Raw genomic sequence first — 15,332 nt, 5'->3', positions numbered from 1 at the left:
TTTATGGTTTTCCGGCAGTTGCCACGGCCCCCGCCGCCCGCCGGAACCCTTGATGGTACACGGGGTGGGTGGGTGAGCGCGTGGACTCAGCGGTCGACGAAGGTCGACACCGCATCCGCCAGGGAAGCCCTGTCTAAATGGGGATCGAACCAGCGCGCATCAAGCTCCCCCCGCAACCAGGTCAGCTGGCGCTTGGCAAGCTGACGGGTAGCCTGGATGCCGCGTTCACGGAACACCTCGGCCGTCCCCTGCCCGTCCAGATACTCCCAGGCCTGCCGGTAGCCCACGGCCCGCACGGCCGGCAGATCCAGCGGCGCGGCCACCTCGGCCATGGCCGGCAGGGCCCGCAGCGCCCGGACTTCGTCCAGGAACCCGTGGCCCAGCATCGCGTCGAAACGGGTTTCGATGCGCTGGTGCAGCACTGTGCGCTCGCGCGGGGCGAGGATCAGTTTGAGCGCCCGCACCGGCAGCCGGTCCACCCCGGGCAGCTTCTGCCACTCGCTGATCGGGGTGCCGGTCAGGCGATGGACTTCCAGCGCCCGCTGGATACGCTGCGGGTCGGTGGCATGAATACGCTTTGCCGCTGCCGGATCGATGCCGGCGAGCTGGGCATGCATCGCCGCCCAGCCCTGCTCGGCCGCCTCGGCGGCGATCTGCGCGCGCACCGCCGGATCGGCTTCAGGCATCGGCGACAGGCCCTGCAGCAGGGCGCGGAAGTACAGCCCGGTGCCGCCGGCCAGAATCGGCATGCGCCCGCGCGCGATGATGTCGCGGACGGCTCGCGCCGCGTCGCTGGCGAACTCCGCCGCCGAATAGGTCTGCCACGGGTCGCGCACATCGAGCAGGTGGTGCGGCGCCTGCGCGCGCTCGGCCGCGTCGGGCTTGGCTGAGCCGATATCCAGCCCGCGGTAGACCAGCGCCGAATCGACGCTGACGATCTCACCGTCCAGCTGCTGGGCCAGCGCGATCGCGGTGGCGGTCTTGCCCGACGCGGTCGGGCCCATCACCGCGATGGCCAGCGGGCGCTGATCGACGGCCATCAGTCCTCGTCCGGCCAGCGCGGCATCGCCGGGGCCGCCGACACCCGCGGCATCGGCACGGCATCGACCGCCGCCCATACCTTCAAGGCGTCGACCGTGGCCGCGACATCGTGCACGCGCAGCAGCATCGCGCCACGCTGGGCCGCGATCAGGTGCGCGGCGACGGAACCGGCCACGCGGTCACGCGGCTGCTCACGACCGGTCAGCTCACCGATGCTGCGCTTGCGCGACAGGCCGGCCAGCATCGGCACACCCAGCTCGAGAAAGCGGTCCGAGCGCGCCAGCAGGATCATGTTGTGTTCGGTGGTCTTGCCGAAGCCGAAGCCCAGATCGATGATCAGGTGCTTCTTGGCGATGCCGGCCATCTCGGCCTGGAACATGCGCTCGGTCAGGAAGCGATGCACCTCGGCGACCACGTCGTCGTAATGCGGAGTGTCCTGCATGCTGCCCGGCTCGCCCTGCATGTGCATCAACACCACCGGCACGCCGAGGTCGGCGGCGGCGTCCAGCGCACCGGGCTGGCGCAATGCCTGGATGTCATTGATCAGGCCGGCACCGGCCGCGACGGCGGCACGCATCACCTCGGGCTTGAAGGTATCGATGCTGATCGGCACGGTGGTGTCGCGTGCCAGGCGCTCGATCACCGGGATGACCCGGCGCAGCTCTTCATCCAGCGGCACCGGCGCACTGCCTGGCCGGGTCGATTCGCCGCCGATGTCGAGCAGGTCCGCGCCCTCGGCCACCAGTTGCAGGCCGTGCGCGACCGCGGCCTCCACGCTGTCGTGGTCACCGCCGTCGGAAAACGAATCCGGGGTGACGTTGACGATGCCCATGACCCGCGGGCGATCCAGCCGCAGCAGGCGGCCGCCGCAATCGAGCTGGGGGGAGATATCGAACATGGGCAGATCCACGAAGTACGCCAGCGCGTAGTTTACGCTGGCGCACCGGACCGGCCGTCAGAGGTCGCCGAGGCGGGCCCCATCGACCGGCTTGGCCAGCCAGATCGCCAGATCGTTGCCGATCGCATTGACCGTGCGCTCGAGCACATCGCACGAGCCCTTGAAGCCGGCAAACGCGCCACCGCGCGACACGCGGCGTGCGGTGACGGTGGCCACCTGCTGGCCGTTCTCGAACAGCACGCCGCGCACGGCAGCCGACTTGAAGTGACCGGTGAATGCATTGCCGGCGCTCTGCGCCTCCACCAGCTCCAGCTTCAACGCGTGTCCGCTGCCGGTGTTCACTGGATCACTGCTGAAGACGATGGTATTGCCATGGGCCGGGGCATTCTTGCCCAGCGCGGTTGCCAGCTGCGCGCCCATCCGGCACTCGGCCTTGATGTTCTCGGCGATGATCGCCGATTCATTGAACGGCACCGGATCCTGCACGTGGATCTCGGCCGCCATGACCGGCGTGGCACAGCACAGCAGCGCAGCAACGGCTGCGCGCATCGAATGACGCATCAAAGTCCCCCTGGAAAGTGTGTCGGCCGATCCCCCGGCCATGCCCGACCGCGGCATGCAGCGCGGGCAAGCGCATCGTGCCCACTGCCGGCCGCGCGCGCAAGCACTCAGCGCTGGCGGCGCTTTCGCTCCACGTAGACGGTCTTGGCGATGCTCATCAGCACACCTACCGCGATGCCGATGCCGGCGCCGAGCAGGAAGTTGTCGCGGGTCAGGCCGATGGCCACGCCAATCATCGTGGCAATCACCATTTCGGTGGTGTGCGAGATCGGCTGCGGTGGGGGTGCGGACATGGCGACTCCAGAACGGGAACGAAAACAGAGCGACATTATGACCCGTCGGAAACGACGAAGGCCGGGTTTCCCCGGCCTTCGTCACTTACGTGGGCAACCCTCAGATCTGCTCGGCGGGACCGGCGATCGGCGACACGGGACGGGCATCGCCGCCCTTGTCGTTGTTGTTGCCGCCATCCTTGTTGCTGGGGGACTTGTCCCAGCCTGCCGGCGGCGGCGGATCGCGGCCTTCCATCACGGCATTGATCTGCGGCGCATCGATGGTCTCGTACTGCAGCAGCAGCTGGGACATCGTGTGCAGCTTGTCGAGGTTGGCCGTCAGCAGCTCGGTGGTACGGGCATAGGCCTTGTCCAGGATGCTGCGGACCACTTCATCGATGCGGCGGGCAGTGTCATCGGACACACTCTTGTGCTGCGTCACCGAACGACCGAGGAACACTTCATCGTCCTCTTCGCCGTAAGCGATCGGGCCGAGCTCATCGGACAGGCCCCACTTGGTGACCATGTTGCGGGCCATCTTGGTGGCGCGCTCGATGTCGTTGGAGGCACCCGTGGTGACCTTGTCGGTGCCGAAGATCAGCTCTTCGGCAACACGGCCGCCGTACAGCGAGCACAGCTGCGATTCGATCGCCACGCGGTTCATCGAGTACTTGTCGCCTTCCGGCAGGTACATCGTCACGCCCAGCGCACGGCCGCGCGGAATGATGGTGACCTTGTAGACCGGATCGTGCTCGGGCACCAGGCGGCCGACGATGGCGTGACCGGCTTCGTGATACGCGGTGAGCGTCTTTTCTTCTTCGCTCATCGCCATCGAACGGCGCTCGGCACCCATCAGGATCTTGTCGCGGGCACGATCGAAGTGGTCCATGCGGACTTCCTTCTCACCGCCACGCGCCGCGAACAGCGCCGCTTCGTTGGCCAGGTTGGCCAGATCCGCACCGGAGAAACCCGGGGTACCGCGCGCGATCACCATCGGCTCGACATCGTCGGCCAGCGGCAGCTTGCGCATATGCACCTTGAGGATCTGCTCGCGGCCCTTGACGTCCGGCAGGCCGACCACGACTTGGCGGTCGAAACGGCCCGGGCGCAGGAGCGCCGGATCCAGCACGTCCGGACGGTTGGTGGCGGCGATGACGATCACGCCCTCGCCTCCCTCGAAGCCGTCCATTTCGACCAGCAGCTGGTTCAGGGTCTGCTCGCGCTCGTCATGACCGCCGCCGAGACCGGCGCCACGGTGACGACCCACGGCGTCGATTTCATCGATGAAGATGATGCACGGCGCCTGCTTCTTGGCCTGCTCGAACATGTCGCGCACGCGGCTGGCGCCGACGCCGACGAACATTTCCACGAAGTCCGAACCGGAGATCGAGAAGAACGGGACCTTGGCCTCGCCGGCAATCGCACGGGCCAGCAGGGTCTTGCCGGTACCCGGCGGGCCGACCATCAGCACGCCGCGCGGGATCTTGCCGCCCAGCTTGGTGAACTTGGTCGGGTCGCGCAGGAAGTCGACCAGTTCGCCGACTTCTTCCTTGGCTTCATCGCACCCGGCGACGTCGGCGAAGGTGACCTTGATCTGGTCCTCGCCCTGCAGCTTGGCGCGCGACTTGCCGAAGGACATCGCGCCCTTGGCACCGCCACCACCGCCCTGCATCTGGCGCATGATGAAGATCCAGAAGCCGATGATCAGGATCACCGGGAGGAAGTTCATCAGGATCGCGCCCAGCGAGATGCCGCTGGAGGGCGGCGCCTGCTCGAATTCCACTTTCTTGCCGCGCAGCACATTGATCAGGTCGCGATCGTAGGGCGCGGTGATGGTGCTGGTCTGGCCGCTGCGGGTGGTGTAGGTCACATCATTGGCACCGCCGCGCATTTCGCCCAGCACTACCTTCTGGATGTTGCCGCTGTCCACCTGGTCCAGGAACTGCGAGTAAGTCGCCCCCTGCGCGCCGGCTCCGCTGCTCTTTGGCGAGAAGCTCTGGAAGACCACCATCAGCACGACGGCGACGACCACCCATAGCAGGAGGTTCTTGGTCAAGTCGTTCATCCTCATTGGCTCCGGTGTTCCTCTAATTCCTGACGCGATTCGTATGGTTGAGCTTACTTGATCTGCGCGCGTTTTCCCTGCCCCAAGGCGTACACCTCGGGCGAGCGCTTACGGGACGCTTCAGGCTTGCGGATCACCACTTTGTCGTACCGGCGGCGCATCTCGCGCACGTAGTCGTCAAAGCCCACGCCCTGGAACAGCTTGATCAGGAACGCGCCACCGGGCTTGAGATGGTTGTCGGCAAAATCCAACGCCAACTCCGCCAGGTGCATCATCCGCGGTTGGTCCACCGCATCCATTCCACTCTTATTGGGGGCCATATCCGAGAGCACAAGGTCTACCGGCTGATCCCCCAGCATGGCTTCGAACTCCGATAGAACGGCTTGCTCCCTGAAGTCACCGTGAAGGAACTCCACGCCGGCCAGCGGCGGCATCTCCAGGATGTCCAGGGCGAGTACCCGGCCGGTGTCGCCGATCTGGCGGCGAACCTGCTGGGACCAGCCGCCCGGGGCGGCGCCCAGGTCGACCACGACCATGTGCGGCTTCAGCAGCCGATCCCGCTGCAGCAGCTCCTCCAGCTTGTAGGCCGCGCGCGAGCGCATGCCCTCGGCCTGGGCCTTCTTCACGAAGGGGTCGGCGAAGTGCTCTTTCAACCAGCGTTGACTGCTTTTGCTACGGGTTGCCATTGAGATGCGGGTCGGATGGGGAGGTCATGATACCCTGATCGCCCCAGTTAACCGCTTGTTCCTGAATGGCTATCGCCCTGACGTCTTCCCAAACCCGTTTCCTCCGCGGCCACGCGCATGATCTGAAAGCCCTGCTCCAGATCGGCGGCAAGGGGGTGACACCGGCCTTCCTGGCTGAACTGGAAGAGGTGCTGGAGCGCCACGAGCTGATCAAGGTCAAGGTCGCCGCCGAAGACCGCGAGGCCCGTGACGCCATCATCGCCGAGCTGGTCGGTGCCAGTGAAAGCGCGCTGGTGCAGCGTATCGGTCATGTGGCCGTGCTGTACCGCCCGAGCAAGGAACAGCGCCAGATCGTCCTGCCGCGCGGCTGATCCGGGAACGCCCATGCAGCTGAGCCACGAAATCCCCGACTACGCCTACGCCCTGCGTGCCGCCGATGGCCGCAGCGCGAAGGTGAATGACCGGACGTTGGCCGACAGTTTCATCCTGGCCCCGGATACGCTGATCGAAGCCTGGCCGGTGGCCGACATCGCCCAGCTCACGCCCGAACACCTGCAGCCGGTGCTGGCATTGAATCCGGCGCTGGTGGTGCTGGGCACGGGCGACACCCAGGTGTTCCCGCCCGCTGCGGTCATGGCGGCCTGCCTGACGCGGGGGATCGGCCTGGAAGTGATGAACAACCCCGCCGCCGCGCGGACGTTCAACATCCTCGCCAGCGAGGGTCGCAAGGTGGCCGCGGCGTTCATCCTGAAGGGGTGAGACCGCGCGTTTCGTTCAGAAAAGGCCGCCCGTTGAGGCGGCCTTTTTCGTTCTTACTTCGGCGGAAGATACATCAACGGATCGACCGGCTTGCCGTTGTAGCGGATCTCGAAGTGCAGCATGTCGCGCGCCGCGCCGGTGCGGCCCATCTCCGCGATCTGCTCGCCCGCCTTCACGCTCTGGCCTTCGTTGACCAGACGCTTGCGGTTGTGGCCATACGCCGACAACCACTGGTCGCTGTGCTTGATGATGATCAACTCACCGAAACCGACCAGCCCGGCACCGGAGTACACCACCACGCCGGCGGCCGTCGCGCGGACCGGCTGACCACTGGCCCCGGCGATGTCCACGCCCTGCTTGGTCGCTTCACCGGCGACGAAACGGCCCACGATCGCGCCGTCCGCCGGCCAGCGCCAGCTGATGTTGCTCTTGATCGCCGTGGTCGGCGACGGGGTTGCTGCCGGCGCGGTGCTGCCCGGCCGCGGCGCGGTGACCACGGTGGTCGGCGCGCGGGCCGGACTGCCACCACTGCCGCCCGGGAACAGCCGCAGCGACTGCCCCGGATAGATCGTGTACGGCTCGGCCAGCCCGTTCCAGGCGGCCAGATCGCGCGGGGTGATGTTGTGGATGCGCGCGAGTGCATACAGCGTGTCGCCACGGCGGACGACAGCGGTCTGGCCGGGCTTGGCCACCGAGGTCTGCGGGGTGGTGTGGGCCACACGGCCGCCCGAACCCGAAGGCCGCACCACGGTGGCGGTGCCACAGGCGCTCAGCGCCGACACCACCAGCAGCAGCGCGCCGGTGCGCACTCCCTTGCTCAAACGATCAGCACTCATGCGAACTTCGCTCTCCATACAAGCCAGGCCACCAGCACGACCACCAGCGCGGTCGCGATCCAGCCCAGCGGTTCAATCCAACGGCGCAGCGCAGCTTCCGCGCGCGGACCGCCAATACGAATGACCGCCGCCAGCACGTACACGCGCTTGCCACGGCCGATCAACATGCTCAGGAAATACTGCGGCAACGGCACGCCGACGATACCCGATGCCCATGTGAAGACCTTCATCGGGATCGGCATGAAGCCGCCCAGCACCAGGAAAGTGAACACTGCCCACGGCGACTCGGCCATCTTGGCCTGCACGATGGCGATGCCACCTTCGATGCTGCTGAGCATGCCCAGCGCGGCAAACACCGGCTTGAGCGCTTCGAAGGCGAAATGACCCAGGGCGTAACCGACCAGCGCGCCGGCCATCGAGCCGATCAGGCTGAGCGTGGCGAACCACCAGCCGCGTTTGGGCTGCGCCACGCACATCGGCGCGAGCATCACCTCGGGCATCACCGGGAAGATGATCGCCTCGATGAAGCTCAACACCGTCAGATAGGTCGGGGCGCGCTCGTGTGAGGCCCACTTCATTGCCCGCTCGTACAGCGGACCAAAAATCTTCATGACGCAACGCTCCTTGGAATCAGTCCAGCATGCCAGACAGCAGCGGTACGAACGTGACCGGTGCCAGTACCTGCTGTTCAACACTGCCGTCATCGCGACGGGTCAACTGGATCAGCGACTGCGCGCCGGGGCCACCGACCGGGGCAACCAGGCGGCCACCGACGGCGAGCTGCTCGACCAGCGCATCGACCAGCGCCGGTGCGGCCGCGGTCACCACGATCGCATCGTACGGGCCATGCTCGGCCCAGCCGACACGGCCGTCGTCATGTTTGCTGCGGATGTTCATGCCCAACGCACGGAAGCGCTTGCGCGCCTGGCGCAGCAGATCGCCGATGCGCTCGACCGTGTAGACCTCCAGCCCGATCGCCCCCAGTACGGCGGCCTGATAGCCCGAGCCGGTACCCACTTCCAGCACCGTCTTCGGCGCGGACTGCAGGATCGCTTCGGTCATGCGTGCCACCACCCATGGTTGCGAAATGGTCTGGCCGTGGCCGATCGGCAGCGCGGTGTCTTCATAGGCGCGCGAGGCCAGCGCTTCATCAATGAACAGATGACGCGGCACCACACGGATCGCATTGAGGGTGGCTTCGTCGGTGATGCCGGCGTCGCGCAGGCGGTCGACCAGACGATCGCGGACGCGCTGCGAGGTCATGCCGATGCCGACGGCTTCGGGCTGCAGGCGCAGGCGCGGGCTCATGCCGGCCGATCCAGTGCGGCGGTCAGCCCACCCACCCAGCTGGCCACCTTCTCCAGCGCCTGGTAGCGCGTGAGATCGACCTGGATCGGGGTGATGGAGATGTATCCGTTGCGCACGGCATGGAAATCCGTGCCGGGGCCGGAATCCTGCTCGCGCCCGGCCGGGCCGATCCAGAACACCTGGTTGCCGCGCGGGTCGCGCTGGGCGATGCAGCCTTCAGCACGGTGCCGATTGCCCAGGCGGGTCACTTCAAACCCCCGGACCTCGCTCCACGGCAGGTCCGGCACGTTGACGTTGAGGATGGTGTCAGCGGGCAGCGGATCGGCCTTGAGGCGGGTCACGATCTCGACCGCGGCGCGCGCGGCGGTCTCGAAATGGCGCGGCTCGTGATTGTGCGTGACCAGCGACATCGCCACCGCGGGCAGACCGAGGAAACGCCCTTCCATCGCCGCCGAGACGGTGCCGGAATAGATGACGTCGTCGCCGAGATTGGCCGCGTTGTTGATGCCCGACACCACCATGTCCGGCTCGTACTCGAGCATGCCGGTCAGCGCCAGATGCACACAGTCGGTCGGGGTGCCGGCCACGGAACAGGTGTAGTGATCGATACGCTTCATGCGAATCGGCAGGTCCAGGGTCAGCGAATTGCTGGCACCGGAGCGATCACGATCCGGCGCGACCACCGTCACTTCATGCCCCGCGTCACGCAATCCCGTGGCGAGCATCTTGATGCCTGGTGCATCGACACCGTCGTCGTTGCTGACCAGGATCCGCATCTGCGATTTAACCGCTTGATTTTTCAAGACTTCGATTCCATCACTTCCCACTGTTGGCGGCGGCTGCCCTGCCCCTTCCGGAGCGGGACGACCGCGCAAGTGCGTTCGCTATTGTGCCGCAAGCGGACAGATCGTCCTACCCCGATAACGGTAGGCATCGCCCCTCCCGCCCATTAGGCTGTACGCATGTCACATCCTGAAGACGAAGATCCCGCCGCCCTGTTCCGTGCCGCCATCGGCGAGGTGAAACCGCTGCGCAAGGTGGTCACGCCCCCGCCCGCCACGCCGCGGCCGAAGCCCCGCGCGCGGATGGCCGAGCAGGATGAACAGGAGGCGCGGGGGGAGTTTGCCCGGCTGCTGCGTGACAGCGCGCCGCTGGAAGCCGGTGATACCGCGAGCTACCGGCGCGAGAATCTGCCGCCACGGATGTTCCAGCGGCTCAAGCGCGGGCAGTATTCCGTGCAGGACGAACTGGACCTGCATGGTGCGACCGTGGCCCAGGCCGAGGCACTGGTCCGGCAGTTCCTGGGCGAAGCGCATGCGCACGACTACGGCTGCGTGCGCATCATCCATGGCAAGGGGCTGCAGTCCGATGGCGGCGCACCGGTGCTGAAGAACCTGGTGGATCGCCTGCTGCGGCTGCGCAATGACGTGCTGGCGTTTCATTCCGCGCCCGCCGGGCAAGGCGGGACGGGCGCGGTGCTGGTACTGCTGGCGAACCGGTAAAGCCCCCATGGGTGGCTGCCCGGGGTGCCGATCGTGCGGCAGCCACGGGGTCCGATCGTGCGGCAGCCACGCGTGGCGTGGCTCTACGCCTCCGGTGCGGCCTGGCTGGCGTCTTCCACCGGACCCAGCTCGTGCAGCACCGCTGTGGCATAGCAGCCCGGCGGCAACGCGAAGCTGAGCTCCAGCACATCCGCAGCCAACCACTGATGCTGCAGCATGGCCGGACGCAGGCGCAGCGCGCGGCGTTCCTGCTTCAAGCGGGCACTTTCCAAGCCGGCACGCAGCGCGAGCGATTGCTCGTCCGCGACCGCGCCCAGTTCCAGTTCGGCGGCGGCACCGGTGCTGCGCAGTTCGCCTTCGCCCCACAACGGGCCGCTGGGATGAATGTCGAAGCGGCCGAGGCGATCGGCCAGCAGATCCGTCCACGGTTCCGGGCCGAACACGCTGCGGCTGCCATCGAGCATCCAGACCTCGCCGTCCAGCGGCGTATCCCAGTTGCCCTGCTCCACGCGCGACGCCAGGACCTGGTTGAACAGCGCCGAGCGTGCGGCCGAGAGCAGCAGCGAGCGCTGGTCCGGGCGCATGCGGCGGCCGCCGAACATCGCCAGCGCGGCCGGCACGTTGCCACCGTCGCGACCAAAGCGCTGCTCGCCGAACCAGTTCGGCAGGCCACGCGAGGCGATATGGGACAGGCGTTCTTCGATGGCCGCGGCATCGCCTTGCACATCGCGCAGCACCAGCTTGAAGCGGTTGCCCGCGAGGGCGCCGCGCTGCAGTTTGCGGTTGTGCCAGGTCGACTCGATCACTTCGATCTCATCGGAGGCCAGCAGCGCCGGATCCGGCGCTACGCGCTTGGGCAGGTGCACGCTGAAGCGCTGCGTGGTGACCGCGTGGCGATCCTTCATACCGGCGTAGCTGACCGCCATGTCCGGCAGCCCGGCCCACTTGGCCAGCACCTTGGCGACATGCACGGTGTTGGCGCCGCGCTTGCGGATCGTCAACAGCAGGTGCTCGCCCTCGCCGCTCGGCTCGAACGCCGGCAGTTCGTCGACCTGGAAATCCTCGGGCGTGGTACGGATTTTCGCGGTGAGCAGCGGCGCACCGAACGCCAGCGGCAACGGGATCACAGGGCCACCAGCAGCACGCTGGCCTGGGCGGCGATGCCCTCACTGCGGCCGGTGAAGCCCAGCTTCTCCGAGGTGGTGGCCTTCACGCTCACGCAGTCCAACGCAATGCCGAGCACGGCAGCGATGCGCTCACGCATGGCCAGCGCATGCGGGCCGACCTTGGGTCGCTCGCAGATCACCGTGATGTCGGTGTTGCCGACCTGCCAGCCGCGCGCGCGCAGCAGCCCGTTGCAATGATCCAGCAGGTGGGCGCTGTCGGCGCCCTTCCAGCGCATGTCGGTCGGCGGGAAGTGCACGCCGATGTCGCCCAGTGCCAGCGCACCAAGCATCGCATCGCACAGCGCATGCAGGATCACATCGCCGTCACTGTGCGCGAGCACGCCGGAGCTGTGCGCGACGCGGATACCGCCGAGCATGACGTGGTCGCCCTCGCCGAAGGCATGGACGTCGTAGCCCTGTCCGATGCGGAAGGGAGGAAACTGTGGCGTGGTCATTGCGAAAAACCTGCGGTTGGGTGCGGCGCGTGCGGACGTCAGGGTTCGCGACGCGACAACACGAATTCGAAACGGGACAGATCAGCCGGGGTGGTGACCTTGAAGTTGTCTTCGCTGCCTTCCACCAGCAGCGGGCGCAGCCCCTGGCGCTCCATGGCCATGGCCTCGTCGGTGACCTCCACGCCGGCGTCGGCCGCCTCCTGCAGCGCGCGCGCCAACTGGTGGCGGCGGAACAGCTGCGGGGTCAGCGCACGCCACAGGCGTTCACGCGGCTCGGTGGCATCGATACCACCGTCATCGCCGGCACGCTTGAGCGTGTCGCGCACCGGCGCGGCCAGGATCGCGCCGACCGGGTCGGCGCGGCCGACTTCCAGCAGGCGACCGAGATCGGCCGCAGCCAGGTTCGGACGCGCGGCGTCGTGCACCAGCACGAAATCATCGGCGCGCACGTCATCGGGCAATGCACGCAGGCCCGCCAGCACCGAGCCGGCGCGGGTCGCACCGCCGATGCAGGTCAGAATGGGTTTGTCCGCCAGTGACTGCCAGCCCGGCCAGTCGGCATCGTTCTCGGCGACCACCACCATCACCCCGGCCACGACCGGGTGCGAGAGCAGTGCCTCGAGGGTATGGGCCAGCAACACGCGGTCGCCGGCCAGCAGATACTGCTTGGGCGTGGGCCCGCCGAAGCGGGTGCCACGGCCGGCAGCAGGAACCACCGCCCAGATGCCCGCCATCAGGGCACATCCTGGTGCGGCGCATCCGGATCGGTGACGGCCGTCGGCGCGCGCGGCGGCGGCACCGGCGCATCTTCCACCACGCGGTAGAACTTCTCGCCGGGCTTGATCATGCCCAGCTCGCTGCGCGCGCGTTCTTCGATGGCCGCCTCGCCTTCCTTGAGGTCCTTGACCTCGGCAGCGAGCGCATCATTGCGCTGCTGCAGGCCGGCGTTGTCCCGCTTCTGGTTCTCGACCTGGGCCTCGAGCATCATCACTTCGCCCGAGTTCCCCGGCCCAAACCAGAAGCGGTACTGCAGCCATGCGAGCAGCAGCGCGAGCACCAGCAGCAGCCAGCGCCAGTTGCGCATGGGATCAGCGCTTCAGCGACACGAACGCGTCACGACCGGCGTAACGCGCGCCGGCACCGAGGGCTTCCTCGATACGCAGCAGCTGGTTGTACTTGGCCACGCGATCGCTGCGGCACAGCGAGCCGGTCTTGATCTGGGTGGCGGTGGTGGCCACGGCGATGTCGGCGATGGTGGTGTCTTCGGTTTCGCCCGAACGATGCGAGACGATCGAGGCGTAGTTGGCCGCGTGCGCCATGGCGATCGCTTCCAGGGTCTCGGTCAGGGTGCCGATCTGGTTGACCTTGATCAGGATCGCGTTGGCGGTGCCGGTCTCGATGCCTTCCTTGAAGATCTTCGGGTTGGTGACGAACAGATCGTCGCCCACCAGCTGTACCTTGTTGCCGATGCGGTCGGTCAGCAGCTTCCAGCCGGCCCAGTCGTTCTCGGCCAGGCCGTCTTCGATGGTCACGATCGGGTACTGCGCAGCCCAGTCGGCCAGGAAGTCGACGAACTGCTCGGAGGTCAGGCGCTTGTTCTCACCCACCAGGTTGTATTTGCCGTTCTCGTAGAACTCGCTGGAGGCCACGTCCAGGCCCAGCAGCACGTCTTCACCGGCGGTGTAGCCGGCCTTGCCGATGGCTTCCAGGATGGTGTCCAGTGCTTCGACGTTGCTGCGGAAGTCCGGCGCGAAGCCGCCTTCGTCGCCCACCGCCGTGCTCAGGCCGTGCCCCTTGAGCACCGACTTGAGCGAATGGAAGATTTCAGTACCGGCACGCAGCGACTCGGAGAACGAGGTGAAGCCGACTGGCAGCACCATGAACTCCTGGAAATCCACGTTGTTGTCGGCATGCGCGCCGCCGTTGATGATGTTCATCATCGGCACCGGCAGGGTCACGTCGCGGCCGTTGGCCAGGTGCTGCCACAGTGCCTGCTTCTTGGAGGCGGCCACGGCATGGGCGTTGGCCAGCGAAACCCCCAGCAGCGCGTTCGCGCCCAGGCGGCCCTTGTTCTCGGTGCCGTCCAGATCGATCAGGCGGCGGTCAAGGCCTTCCTGGTCGGCGGCATCGAAGCCCTTCAGCGCGGTGGCAATCGTGGTGTTGACGTTGGACACGGCGTTGCGCACGCCCTTGCCCAGGTAACGGGTCTTGTCGCCGTCACGCAGTTCCACGGCTTCCTTGGTGCCGGTCGAGGCGCCCGAGGGCACGGCGGCACGACCGAACGAGCCGTCCTCGAGGATGACTTCGGCTTCCAGCGTGGGGTTGCCACGGCTGTCGAGGATTTCACGGGCGTGGATGCTGCGGATCGTGGTCATAGCGGGCCGGTTACCAGTCAGAGAGGGGAGGCGCCGCCAATGCAGCGCCGAAAAAAACATGCCGCGTGATTATCCCTGCACACCCGTCACTTGCCAAATCGGCGTGGCGGCCGGCAGTACGTCGGCCACGATGGCCTGGCGCGAGACCAGCGACGGGATCAACAGCACCACCAGCAACAGCGCCAGCAACGCGAGCGCGACGCCACCACCGGCGGGTCGCCGGCGCAGCCGGAATGCCAGCACGCTGGCGATCACGCAGGCCAGCGCGGCGGTGCCGGTGAGCGACAACGTCACCAGCAGCATCGGCATCACCGAGCGCAAGGCGTTGTCACCATCGCCGGGCGAGCCGACGCTGGCGAACATCAGCACCACCTGCAGGAACACGCCGCACCAGACCGCGATCGCCGCACCCAGCGCGATCCAGCCCCAGGCCCAGCCGCGCCAGCCGCGGACAACCGCGGGTGACGCCGGAACATGGGCCGTCATGCGAAGCGCGAGAACCCGTGCTTCTTGGTGACCGCGTCGAGTTCCATCAGGGTTTCGAGCAGTTCTTCCATGCGGTCCAGCGGCCACGCGTTGGGGCCATCGGACAGCGCCTTGGACGGATCCGGGTGGGTCTCGGCGAACAGGCCCGACACCCCCACAGCGACCGCCGCACGCGCCAGCACCGGCACGAACTCGCGCTGACCACCGGAGCTGTTGCCCTGCCCGCCCGGCAGCTGTACCGAATGGGTGGCATCGAACACGACCGGGCAACCGGTATCGCGCATCACCGACAGCGAACGCATGTCACTGACCAGGTTGTTGTAGCCGAAGCTGGCACCGCGCTCGCAGACCATGATGTCCTGGTTGCCGGTGGCCTTGGCCTTCTCCACGACAGGCTTCATGTCCCACGGGGACAGGAACTGGCCCTTCTTGATGTTGACCGGCTTGCCGGTGGCACACACCTTGGTGATGAAATCGGTCTGGCGCACCAGGAAGGCCGGCGTCTGCAGCACGTCCACCACCGAGGCCACTTCGTCCATCGGGGTGTATTCGTGCACGTCGGTCAGCACCGGCACGCCGATCTGCTTCTTCACTTCGGCCAGGACCTTCAGGCCTTCTTCCATGCCCGGGCCGCGGAAGGCGGTGCCCGAGGTGCGGTTGGCCTTGTCGAAGCTCGACTTGAAGATGAAGTTGATGCCGAGGCGATCGGTGATTTCCTTCAACTTGCCCGCCACGTCCAGCTGCAGCTGCATCGACTCGATCACACACGGGCCGGCGATCAGGAACAGGGGCTGGTCCAGCCCGACGTCGAATCCACACAGTTTCATGGCATTTCCTTGTTGTCCGGCAAACGCTGGCCAGGCCAGCCGCCGTGGGTGATTAGCGCTCTGCAATGGGGGCATGCGGCCCCCACTGCAAGTGG

20 protein-coding genes are annotated in these 15,332 nt (G+C 67.0%); 3 read left to right on the top strand and 17 right to left on the bottom strand.

Translation table 11 applies throughout. The features are described from left to right. Window positions 1-86 precede the first annotated feature (86 nt). From miaA to rlmE, 6 genes are all read right to left on the bottom strand, one after another. On the bottom strand, window positions 87-1,040 hold the full coding sequence (miaA, locus tag ABE464_RS00775) for a tRNA (adenosine(37)-N6)-dimethylallyltransferase MiaA (protein WP_346470329.1): 954 nt from the start codon (window positions 1,038-1,040) through the stop codon (window positions 87-89). Next, window positions 1,040-1,939: a dihydropteroate synthase gene (gene folP, locus ABE464_RS00770; RefSeq protein ID WP_346470328.1), complete on the bottom strand. Its 900-nt coding sequence runs from the start codon at window positions 1,937-1,939 to the stop codon at window positions 1,040-1,042. The genes miaA and folP overlap by 1 nt, the downstream gene beginning before the upstream one ends. Before the next feature lie 57 nt (window positions 1,940-1,996). Then, window positions 1,997-2,488, bottom strand: coding sequence for a hypothetical protein (locus ABE464_RS00765; RefSeq protein ID WP_346470327.1), 492 nt, complete (start codon window positions 2,486-2,488; stop codon window positions 1,997-1,999). Window positions 2,489-2,607: 119 nt separating this feature from the next. Further along, window positions 2,608-2,793, bottom strand: coding sequence for a hypothetical protein (locus ABE464_RS00760; RefSeq protein WP_346470326.1), 186 nt, complete (start codon window positions 2,791-2,793; stop codon window positions 2,608-2,610). 100 nt (window positions 2,794-2,893) lie between these two features. Then, complete coding sequence (gene ftsH / locus ABE464_RS00755; protein WP_259260289.1) at window positions 2,894-4,837, bottom strand: ATP-dependent zinc metalloprotease FtsH; 1,944 nt, start codon at window positions 4,835-4,837, stop codon at window positions 2,894-2,896. 53 nt (window positions 4,838-4,890) lie between these two features. Beyond that, on the bottom strand, window positions 4,891-5,523 hold the full coding sequence (gene rlmE / locus ABE464_RS00750) for a 23S rRNA (uridine(2552)-2'-O)-methyltransferase RlmE (RefSeq protein WP_121041780.1): 633 nt from the start codon (window positions 5,521-5,523) through the stop codon (window positions 4,891-4,893). A 65-nt stretch (window positions 5,524-5,588) separates the two neighbouring features. Between rlmE and yhbY the strand changes: the two genes are divergently transcribed. Together yhbY and ABE464_RS00740 are read left to right on the top strand one after the other, a co-directional pair. Then, window positions 5,589-5,894 carry a ribosome assembly RNA-binding protein YhbY gene (yhbY, locus tag ABE464_RS00745; protein ID WP_346470325.1) on the top strand — a complete coding sequence of 102 codons (306 nt, stop codon included), beginning with the start codon at window positions 5,589-5,591 and terminating at the stop codon, window positions 5,892-5,894. A 13-nt stretch (window positions 5,895-5,907) separates the two neighbouring features. After that, window positions 5,908-6,282, top strand: coding sequence for an Mth938-like domain-containing protein (locus ABE464_RS00740; protein WP_346470324.1), 375 nt, complete (start codon window positions 5,908-5,910; stop codon window positions 6,280-6,282). A 53-nt stretch (window positions 6,283-6,335) separates the two neighbouring features. Here ABE464_RS00740 and ABE464_RS00735 read toward each other — a convergent pair whose 3' ends face one another. Genes ABE464_RS00735 through surE form a run of 4 tightly spaced genes read right to left on the bottom strand, consistent with a single transcriptional unit; the run spans window position 6,336 to window position 9,202 of the window. Beyond that, entirely contained in the window at window positions 6,336-7,118 is a 783-nt protein-coding gene (locus ABE464_RS00735; protein ID WP_346470323.1) for a peptidoglycan DD-metalloendopeptidase family protein, read from the bottom strand. Continuing rightward, window positions 7,115-7,729, bottom strand: coding sequence for a YqaA family protein (locus tag ABE464_RS00730; protein WP_346470322.1), 615 nt, complete (start codon window positions 7,727-7,729; stop codon window positions 7,115-7,117). Before ABE464_RS00730 ends, ABE464_RS00735 begins: the two co-directional genes overlap by 4 nt. 19 nt (window positions 7,730-7,748) lie before the next feature. Next, window positions 7,749-8,426, bottom strand: coding sequence for a protein-L-isoaspartate(D-aspartate) O-methyltransferase (locus tag ABE464_RS00725; protein ID WP_346470321.1), 678 nt, complete (start codon window positions 8,424-8,426; stop codon window positions 7,749-7,751). Beyond that, window positions 8,423-9,202: a 5'/3'-nucleotidase SurE gene (gene surE / locus ABE464_RS00720; RefSeq protein WP_346470320.1), complete on the bottom strand. Its 780-nt coding sequence runs from the start codon at window positions 9,200-9,202 to the stop codon at window positions 8,423-8,425. The genes ABE464_RS00725 and surE overlap by 4 nt, the downstream gene beginning before the upstream one ends. A gap of 186 nt (window positions 9,203-9,388) precedes the next feature. Here surE and ABE464_RS00715 point away from each other — a divergent pair, with 186 nt between their 5' ends. Beyond that, window positions 9,389-9,928: a Smr/MutS family protein gene (locus ABE464_RS00715; protein WP_346470319.1), complete on the top strand. Its 540-nt coding sequence runs from the start codon at window positions 9,389-9,391 to the stop codon at window positions 9,926-9,928. Window positions 9,929-10,011: 83 nt separating this feature from the next. On the opposite strand, the gene truD is transcribed toward ABE464_RS00715, so the two are convergent. The 7 genes from truD to kdsA all read right to left on the bottom strand — a co-directional run bounded on the left by truD (window position 10,012) and on the right by kdsA (window position 15,237). After that, a complete protein-coding gene (truD, locus tag ABE464_RS00710) occupies window positions 10,012-11,055 on the bottom strand; it encodes a tRNA pseudouridine(13) synthase TruD (RefSeq protein ID WP_346470318.1) in 1,044 nt (347 codons plus the stop codon). Further along, complete coding sequence (ispF, locus tag ABE464_RS00705) at window positions 11,052-11,549, bottom strand: 2-C-methyl-D-erythritol 2,4-cyclodiphosphate synthase (protein ID WP_346470317.1); 498 nt, start codon at window positions 11,547-11,549, stop codon at window positions 11,052-11,054. Before ispF ends, truD begins: the two co-directional genes overlap by 4 nt. A 38-nt stretch (window positions 11,550-11,587) precedes the next feature. After that, a complete protein-coding gene (gene ispD, locus ABE464_RS00700; RefSeq protein ID WP_346470680.1) occupies window positions 11,588-12,286 on the bottom strand; it encodes a 2-C-methyl-D-erythritol 4-phosphate cytidylyltransferase in 699 nt (232 codons plus the stop codon). Next, entirely contained in the window at window positions 12,283-12,633 is a 351-nt protein-coding gene (gene ftsB / locus ABE464_RS00695) for a cell division protein FtsB (RefSeq protein ID WP_265310090.1), read from the bottom strand. The genes ispD and ftsB overlap by 4 nt, the downstream gene beginning before the upstream one ends. 4 nt (window positions 12,634-12,637) lie before the next feature. After that, window positions 12,638-13,924 (bottom strand): phosphopyruvate hydratase, encoded by a 1,287-nt coding sequence (gene eno, locus ABE464_RS00690; protein WP_346470316.1) that lies wholly within the window; start codon window positions 13,922-13,924, stop codon window positions 12,638-12,640. 69 nt (window positions 13,925-13,993) lie between these two features. Next, entirely contained in the window at window positions 13,994-14,410 is a 417-nt protein-coding gene (locus ABE464_RS00685; protein ID WP_346470315.1) for a hypothetical protein, read from the bottom strand. After that, a complete protein-coding gene (gene kdsA, locus ABE464_RS00680) occupies window positions 14,407-15,237 on the bottom strand; it encodes a 3-deoxy-8-phosphooctulonate synthase (RefSeq protein ID WP_088433181.1) in 831 nt (276 codons plus the stop codon). Before kdsA ends, ABE464_RS00685 begins: the two co-directional genes overlap by 4 nt. Window positions 15,238-15,332: the final 95 nt, after the last annotated feature.

It is taken from the genome of Stenotrophomonas sp. TWI587 (assembly GCF_039674145.1).
Classification (GTDB): domain Bacteria; phylum Pseudomonadota; class Gammaproteobacteria; order Xanthomonadales; family Xanthomonadaceae; genus Stenotrophomonas; species Stenotrophomonas maltophilia_AY.
The sequence above is the reverse complement of the archived record's forward strand: the minus strand, read 5'-3'. Positions and strand labels throughout refer to the sequence as shown.

Bases quoted from the DNA above. Each gene is read 5' to 3' on its own strand.
- rlmE (WP_121041780.1), bottom strand. From the start codon at position 5,523: ATGGCAACCCGTAGCAAAAGCAGTCAACGCTGGTTGAAAGAGCACTTC.
- ABE464_RS00725 (WP_346470321.1), bottom strand. From the start codon at position 8,426: ATGAGCCCGCGCCTGCGCCTGCAGCCCGAAGCCGTCGGCATCGGCATG.
- ABE464_RS00740 (WP_346470324.1), top strand. From the start codon at position 5,908: ATGCAGCTGAGCCACGAAATCCCCGACTACGCCTACGCCCTGCGTGCC.
- ABE464_RS00735 (WP_346470323.1), bottom strand. From the start codon at position 7,118: ATGAGTGCTGATCGTTTGAGCAAGGGAGTGCGCACCGGCGCGCTGCTG.
- ftsH (WP_259260289.1), bottom strand. From the start codon at position 4,837: ATGAACGACTTGACCAAGAACCTCCTGCTATGGGTGGTCGTCGCCGTC.
- ABE464_RS00715 (WP_346470319.1), top strand. From the start codon at position 9,389: ATGTCACATCCTGAAGACGAAGATCCCGCCGCCCTGTTCCGTGCCGCC.
- ftsB (WP_265310090.1), bottom strand. From the start codon at position 12,633: ATGCGCAACTGGCGCTGGCTGCTGCTGGTGCTCGCGCTGCTGCTCGCA.
- ABE464_RS00760 (WP_346470326.1), bottom strand. From the start codon at position 2,793: ATGTCCGCACCCCCACCGCAGCCGATCTCGCACACCACCGAAATGGTG.
- kdsA (WP_088433181.1), bottom strand. From the start codon at position 15,237: ATGAAACTGTGTGGATTCGACGTCGGGCTGGACCAGCCCCTGTTCCTG.
- yhbY (WP_346470325.1), top strand. From the start codon at position 5,589: ATGGCTATCGCCCTGACGTCTTCCCAAACCCGTTTCCTCCGCGGCCAC.
- ispF (WP_346470317.1), bottom strand. From the start codon at position 11,549: ATGACCACGCCACAGTTTCCTCCCTTCCGCATCGGACAGGGCTACGAC.
- surE (WP_346470320.1), bottom strand. From the start codon at position 9,202: ATGCGGATCCTGGTCAGCAACGACGACGGTGTCGATGCACCAGGCATC.
- ABE464_RS00685 (WP_346470315.1), bottom strand. From the start codon at position 14,410: ATGACGGCCCATGTTCCGGCGTCACCCGCGGTTGTCCGCGGCTGGCGC.
- ABE464_RS00730 (WP_346470322.1), bottom strand. From the start codon at position 7,729: ATGAAGATTTTTGGTCCGCTGTACGAGCGGGCAATGAAGTGGGCCTCA.
- folP (WP_346470328.1), bottom strand. From the start codon at position 1,939: ATGTTCGATATCTCCCCCCAGCTCGATTGCGGCGGCCGCCTGCTGCGG.
- eno (WP_346470316.1), bottom strand. From the start codon at position 13,924: ATGACCACGATCCGCAGCATCCACGCCCGTGAAATCCTCGACAGCCGT.
- miaA (WP_346470329.1), bottom strand. From the start codon at position 1,040: ATGGCCGTCGATCAGCGCCCGCTGGCCATCGCGGTGATGGGCCCGACC.
- ABE464_RS00765 (WP_346470327.1), bottom strand. From the start codon at position 2,488: ATGCGCGCAGCCGTTGCTGCGCTGCTGTGCTGTGCCACGCCGGTCATG.